Source organism: Legionella tunisiensis, assembly GCF_000308315.1.
Lineage (GTDB): Bacteria > Pseudomonadota > Gammaproteobacteria > Legionellales > Legionellaceae > Tatlockia > Tatlockia tunisiensis.
In genome coordinates this window covers 1-6,495 of record NZ_CALJ01000147.1, presented here as the reverse complement: position 1 = coordinate 6,495, position 6,495 = coordinate 1, and the positions used below count along the sequence as shown (strand labels likewise).

The following is a 6,495-nucleotide window of genomic DNA, read 5'->3' as shown; positions in this document are numbered from 1 at the left end:
TCTTTCACTGCAATCCTGCAAAGAGTCACTAAACTCACTTTCAGGTTTTTTACTTTTAAGATAAGCAACTATTTGATTATTTTTGACATACTCATCATACGCTGAAGTAGCTGGCAACCCTGTTTTCCTATAACAAAGTTTAAGCCCGATGTGTTTGTCTTTATAAGTGATACATAACCCTGTTGGGGTCGGCTTTGGATGGTTTTGAATAACACTAAAGAAACTCAATTGATTTTGGAGACTAGCCACTGTTACTGCATTTTTAAAGAAATTCTCTCCTGCCTGCGATAAACTTGAAGACAACATCACGCTATTTCGAGTAGATAGGAAAGAAAATTGATTGGCATAAGAAGCACTAAAGCAGCTGCTTAAAACGATTACACCATAAACACGTATATTTTTTGTTTTTAAAGTGACGCAAATTTCCTCTATATCTTTAGCTTTTAATGCAGATAACATTCCCCGCCCATCCCATTCCTTTCTGGGCCAACCATGTCCCCCACCTATATACAGTACCCGCAATTGCTGATGAGGCTGAATTGCTTGCCTCACGCTAGCTTTTACATAGCTACTTTCTGCTTTACCACAAGCATCGGCATTTAACACATTCGAGTAAATAATCAAGGTGATTCCTTGCTTTTGAATTTTATCTCTAAAATAAGTACGTATCTCTCTAATTTCCCTGGCAGTGTGAAGATTTTTTAGCTTATCCAGGGTAGTTCTTAATAACGCAGCCATAGCATGCAATGGGTTGGAGTGAACAAAACAATCCGCTTTGATTTGGTCCCACTCGCTCTTGGTTAACGTTGCTTTTTTGAGAAGTGTCTTAAGCTCAGCTAGCTTTAATCCAGCAAGATAAGGTTGCTTGGCATCTTCCACAGTAAGTTGATTAACTTCTTTTTGAAATCGCAGGCCACTCGTTGCTACTGTTACAAGATGCCATGTTACCTGTACCTCATCGTAGACAAAGCGAATTTCGTTTCTAACTGCAGGGATATCTTCAACCTTTTTATTGGTATTAGTGGGTTTGACAGTAAATTTATCAAAGGTAAAACATACGCCATCTCGCTCATAATATACCTGCGCAATTCTAAGAAATTTAGCTACTCCAGAAGATACTTTTACAATCTCAGTGGCAAAATCCATTTTCTGATTAATTTCAGCTAAATTTAAAATAGTTAATAGATCAGAATTGTCGAGAGTTGCTGTGTTTAGCAAAAATAAAGATTTACCCATAATGAACCAATTTGACTTAAAAAACCACCATGGTAACAAGCAAAAATTAAGGAATTATTATGAATATATTGGATTTTTATTGATTATAAATGAGGCGTACAATCAAATTAAAAAACGTCATTTAAATTATATTTTTCAATAAATTATGCGGGAATAAATTACAATACCATCGTTGCAGCAGAAAAAGGTGTAGTTTCTTTTTCTGATTCCACGGCACAACTCTGTTGCTGAGATTGCTTGGGTAATTTCCTCATTGAAGTAATGGGGTTATCATCTGCGAAGGGAGACCATCCATAATTTGAGCGATTATGGGCAGTTTGGTTGCGATATTCTGCTATTTTTTAGCAGAAAAATAAATAGCAGAATCATAAATATGTTCCATTGTTTGTAGCGTTTGCAAAGTGGGAACATAGTTAGATAAACCTCCTGATTGCACATGCCGCCAAGGAGATGCTTCTGCTTGAAAATGCGAATAGATTTTATCCCCTTCCAAGGTCTTTAAAAATAATACCTCTGGGAAGATCCTACCTGCACTAATACCCTTTTCTTCTATACGGGATTTGGGAAAATGAGAGGAAAATCTAGGCTCAGAACCTTTGATTGCATTAAGTTGCGCAAATAGTTTTCCACCATCCCGAATGCGAAAATGGCCACCTAAAAAAATTGATCGGCAGCAGCACTACTTAAACCATTATCATGGAGAATTTTTAATATTTTCCTGGCACGAATCAATTATTCCAGTGTTTTAGCATTTTGTACATTTTCCAAAACTTGCCTTTGAATTTCAAAATTGACATGCATTTTGATTAAAAGATCTTTAATGATGCTTCGGCTTTTTTGAATTTCGTCTTTGGACGGTGCTTTTTTATTCATCGTCCGAAGAGAATCTTTTACATTGGTATAAAGAGTAACAGGAGTAGTAAGAATCTTATACAGAGCAATATAAGAAGAAGATTGAATATGCTGCTCTAAAGCTGATTTACTAATCTTTATTGCTTTTATCTTAGGCATAATAGACTTGCCGAAACCTTATATTCCACAATGTAAAAAATTTTCTGAAGTGTACAGTGTTTAAATTAAGTGAATATTAAATATTTATTGCAGAATTGTTTGGCTTGGCAAGATTGCTGAATAAGAACATACCGGGAAAGAGTTACTCAAAATTAATGACTATGAAGAATCATCTTAAATTTTATAAAAAAGACAACTCGCGTTGAGTACTATACAAACAGGCCTCCTCCGTCATTACGTTTGAGATATGGGGTTTTTATATTGTAACCAAAGCAAGCTAAAACCAAGGATTGGTATGAAAATATCGGTCCAAAAAATAACACCAGCATTACCCGGTGCATAATTATTGGCAACGATCATTTGATAAATGTGGCCGCCTGCTGCTCCCCACAAAAATATGGCAGGCGCAATCACTGTCGCTGCACGAAAGCCAAGTTTGCTCCAAAAACTAATGAGCCCAACAACAGCGAAACCTAAGCTGGCAAAACCTACCTCAAGTTGAAAAGGGCTTTGTGCCCAACCAATAAATCGGGCTGCCATATCGCCGAAAAAACATGCATAACGAAATTATATAAATAGCTAATACCGATGTTAAACAGCAGAAAATAAGAAAAGAGAATTTCAATAACCTCTGCTTTCTTTGGCTTGGATTTTAATGTAAGTACAAGTACAGCCAATAGGACACTTAGAATAAATAGAGTCAGGGTAAAATTACCCAATGCAAATACTATGAATTGTTGCATGCTACATCCTTATAGAGAGCTTTTCACGACTCAAATAAATATTTACAGATATAACTTGGAACCAGGGAAATAGTCAAATTAAGGCCTTTGATATACCTTATCAGCTTTAAAAATAAAATATGCCTTCCACCATCTAAATGGGGCTCTTTGTAGCCCAAACGATTCGCCGGTACTTGTAAAGTACACTCAAAAAATGCGATAGCCAGCTGACTAAAATGGCAAAATATAAAGGTTTACTAGTAACACGTTTTAAATGACCATACCAGGCAAACGTCATAAAGATATTGGAGCCGATCAGTAAGAAGATAGTCTTCATTCGATTTCTTTGGTATTTAGGCCATTATGGTAGATAGATATAGCGTACATCATTCTTTCTATGCTAAGTTGGAAGATATAGCAAAGGAAAATCATATCATGAATAAATTTCTCATCAGTCTACCCTTGTTATTATCTTTCACTGCTGTTCAAGCCGAAGATATTCCTGAGGTACAGATCCAGCAGCAACAATTCGATCAGAATCTTTGCGTACAACAAAGCGTGCAACGCTGCACCGCTGTCAGGTGCCCAGATTCAAAGGATGATAACTGTGTACAAATCTGCACAGAAATGGCCAAAAATGAGTGTCGCTACGCTGGAGAATAAAATCGTCCTTAATCAGGGCAAATGGCTACCCACTCATACATATTTTTGTTTGCATTAAAGACTTTTGACGTAGGGCAAGCCGTATTCCCCATAGGTGGTGCCGAAGGATTCTGTGCCGGACATATTCCAGGACAAGGTTGATCCAGAAAAATTGTACTGGCACATAGCCTTCTATCTGACAAATCGCAAGTACACCGACAAGCAGTAACAGCCTCTGCTTGAAAAGAAATAAAAAGAGAATTAATAGAGCGAAGGTTTTCATCAGATTAATCCTTTTTCCATGTTTATCTGAAGTTAGCAGCCTTTCCTTATTCATTCTGTATAAATTATAGTCTTTTTGATTTGTTTTTGCTTTTTTGGCGGATTAGATGTAACAACTTGAACACCAAGATTTTTAAATAGCCCCGGCACATGCCTTACATACTGCGCGTCTTAACAATTTGTTGATAAACTAATTAATGCAAAAGAGAAAAAATTTTAGTAATAGCTTTATAAAAAACTATACAACCTCCCTGTCATTAATTTTCGCTCTTTCCATACCTAAGGTGAAAGCAATTGTTGACTCCAACCGCTAGTATTTTTTGCATACTTTATCATTTCAGAAAATGATTCTGAGCCTAAAGTATAAAAATACAGCGTGTCAGGGAACACACGAAATCCACAATAAAATTCACTCATGGGGAGCGACGGGCAATCTTGATATTGTTGTTTAAGTACTTCAAGCTTTTTGTCTAACTCAACAAGCGAATCGATAGCGTTACCCGAGGTAGGCGCATAAGTAGAAAAACGTAATTGACGTTCGCGCGGAAGAGCTCGCCAATAAATGTCGTTTTCTTGTATAGAAAGTGGTTTAGCAACTCCCTCCAGAATAACCTGCCGTTGTTGCATTGCAAACCAAAAAGCCATTGAAACCCGTGGATTCTCGGTTAACTCGACAAATTTTCTCGTTCCTCGCTGAGTGAAAAATAAAACACTTTCACTCGCTTTCTCAATCGCCTTAATGGCTACAATACGGCTATGTGGAATACCTGTTGAGGTTACCGTCGATAAAACCGCTCTATCAGGATTTACTGAGCCTGCTTTAGCTTCCTGTGCTAACCAATCAGTCATAAGATTAAAGGGCATTTGCGGCTCCTAGTAGCATTCATGCGGAGAGTATAACTGATAGATAAAGATAAGAAAGCTAGAATAAAATGTTTACAAGTAGAGATAGGCGAGTTACTCAAATAAAACACGAATACCATATTTCTTACAAAAAAATTTTATAGTCACTTTATCAGCCATTTGACTTAAATTTAGAAAATGTCTCGTTTAGTTTGGCATAAAGATCCTGTAATGGATTCGCCTGTTCTATAAGATGATGAACTTTCTCAAGCTCAAGAAGAACAGGATATCCTTTTTCATATAAGACAGACCAATATTTAAAGCTTTTTTGCAAATTTTGAAAGGTTGTTATCTCTTCTGACAGCCTTTTTGCCAGAACATAACTTGCTATATCGTCTCCTTGATCAGCTCGAGTTTCCAAACGTGCAAGATAGTCTTGAGGTGATTCTTGCTTATCAGGCTTATATTCCGGTACATTCGCTTCTTTTTCTAGACTGGAGATACTCTTATTAAAAAAGGTAAGCATTCCTGCATGTTGCTTATAAAATTTTGAAGTGAATTTTTTAACTCCCATCGCTTAGGATCTAATTCAGTATCAGCATAGTCCCCTGAATCAGCAGAAATAATCACTTCAAGACCATGCGTTTTGATACTATTTTCTAATTCGCCCTTCCATTTTTCCAAGTCAGAGATTTGTATTTTTTAAGTTGCGGCATCAATTTAAGTAATTGAGCAATCTCTTCTTCCTTCAGATAAGCTAAACCAAGATCGATGCTTGTAATTTTTGCCAGATCATCGCAATGAATTAACACTAGAAGAGGATTCGCATGTAAGGATAAATTCAGATGACCATCTTTTACTTTGGGAATATGAAGCTCTTCTTTTGTTAGCACATAAACTAAATTCTCCCCTTCTAATTGATCAGGTTGATATTGAGCATACCAACCAATTTTTTGGCATTCTTGCGAGTAATCAATACTTCATTTCCCCCCCCTAAAACCATAATATCTGCTACACGGTTGGCTTGTTGAAAAACCACCAATGCTTCCAAGGTATTATTGAGCACTAGCCGTGTAAGCGAGCCACTAGCAGTGACGGCAACTAAAAATTTTTATTCGATTTTTGCTGCTCTGTTTCTTGAATTATTTTTCTAAAAAGCGGGCTTCAGCAAGAATAAATTGATAACCAGAAAATTTTTTTGTGCTGTCTCTATGCTTTTATCATTGGGATCAATACCTATCGCAATAATATTTTTGGGAATCGATAATAACGTTTTGACAGTTAAATCCAGACAATCCCCCAATCCCGTTCCAACATCCACCACCATAACCTCGGCATTGGATTTTTTCTGCATAAAGGCTGTCACAGCCTGAGCAATAGATTGTCTGATAATTTCATAATCTTTATGTGTTTTTTATCGTAGATTTGCAAATTATCAAATTCTGAAACGTTTAATGCCGGTACTCTAGGACGTAAAAAAGCAGACTCAGGATAAATCTTTGCCCGTTCTAAAAATGGCTTTAATTTTTCTAAGATTTCGGACTCAAGCTTGAATAAAGCAACAACATCATCCTTTCCTGTAATCTGCACCACGACACCAAGCGGTTTGAGCGGGTATTTATTCATATCCGGGACAGTAAAAAGATCAATTTTCTTAATGTTTGGATGGGTTGATGATCTAACCGCAGAGATAGTGATCCCAGTACTATCATCGACTAATTGATGTAAAAAAGGCTCGTCCTTATTGAGCTGAATCTTC

General features: G+C 36.8%; 11 protein-coding genes and 1 pseudogene. 1 reads left to right on the top strand and 11 read right to left on the bottom strand.

Annotation, left to right across the window (positions count from 1 at the left end; translation table 11 throughout):
- The 5 genes and pseudogenes from BN58_RS23795 to BN58_RS37715 all read right to left on the bottom strand — a co-directional run.
- On the bottom strand, positions 1-1,236 hold a 1,236-nt coding region (locus BN58_RS23795; RefSeq protein WP_040916378.1), incomplete at its 3' end, for a hypothetical protein.
- A gap of 334 nt (positions 1,237-1,570) precedes the next feature.
- Entirely contained in the window at positions 1,571-1,729 is a 159-nt protein-coding gene (locus BN58_RS30790) for a hypothetical protein (protein WP_019216617.1), read from the bottom strand.
- 239 nt (positions 1,730-1,968) lie between these two features.
- The gene (locus BN58_RS09510) at positions 1,969-2,247 is read right to left on the bottom strand and encodes a hypothetical protein (RefSeq protein ID WP_019216616.1); all 279 of its coding nucleotides are present in this window, start codon (positions 2,245-2,247) and stop codon (positions 1,969-1,971) included.
- 234 nt (positions 2,248-2,481) lie between these two features.
- Positions 2,482-2,990 (bottom strand): annotated as a pseudogene (locus BN58_RS36970) (DUF6790 family protein).
- 133 nt (positions 2,991-3,123) lie between these two features.
- Positions 3,124-3,306, bottom strand: a complete 183-nt coding sequence (locus BN58_RS37715) for a DMT family protein (RefSeq protein ID WP_198009860.1) — start codon at positions 3,304-3,306, stop codon at positions 3,124-3,126.
- Between the two features lie 98 nt (positions 3,307-3,404).
- Between BN58_RS37715 and BN58_RS09500 the strand changes: the two genes are divergently transcribed.
- A complete protein-coding gene (locus BN58_RS09500) occupies positions 3,405-3,632 on the top strand; it encodes a hypothetical protein (protein WP_019216614.1) in 228 nt (75 codons plus the stop codon).
- A gap of 540 nt (positions 3,633-4,172) precedes the next feature.
- Here BN58_RS09500 and BN58_RS09490 read toward each other — a convergent pair.
- The 6 genes from BN58_RS09490 to BN58_RS31680 form a co-directional block, all read right to left on the bottom strand.
- Positions 4,173-4,757, bottom strand: a complete 585-nt coding sequence (locus tag BN58_RS09490) for a pyridoxamine 5'-phosphate oxidase family protein (protein ID WP_019216612.1) — start codon at positions 4,755-4,757, stop codon at positions 4,173-4,175.
- A gap of 151 nt (positions 4,758-4,908) precedes the next feature.
- The gene (locus tag BN58_RS09485) at positions 4,909-5,310 is read right to left on the bottom strand and encodes a hypothetical protein (RefSeq protein WP_019216611.1); all 402 of its coding nucleotides are present in this window, start codon (positions 5,308-5,310) and stop codon (positions 4,909-4,911) included.
- Positions 5,311-5,395: 85 nt separating this feature from the next.
- Positions 5,396-5,629: a hypothetical protein gene (locus tag BN58_RS09480; protein ID WP_019216610.1), complete on the bottom strand. Its 234-nt coding sequence runs from the start codon at positions 5,627-5,629 to the stop codon at positions 5,396-5,398.
- A 20-nt stretch (positions 5,630-5,649) separates the two neighbouring features.
- Positions 5,650-5,802, bottom strand: a complete 153-nt coding sequence (locus BN58_RS30780) for a hypothetical protein (RefSeq protein WP_019216609.1) — start codon at positions 5,800-5,802, stop codon at positions 5,650-5,652.
- A gap of 84 nt (positions 5,803-5,886) precedes the next feature.
- Positions 5,887-6,102: a hypothetical protein gene (locus BN58_RS09470; protein WP_019216608.1), complete on the bottom strand. Its 216-nt coding sequence runs from the start codon at positions 6,100-6,102 to the stop codon at positions 5,887-5,889.
- Positions 6,099-6,495 (bottom strand): hypothetical protein (locus BN58_RS31680; RefSeq protein WP_040916377.1); only part of this gene is annotated, 397 nt, incomplete at its 5' end. The genes BN58_RS09470 and BN58_RS31680, both read right to left, overlap by 4 nt.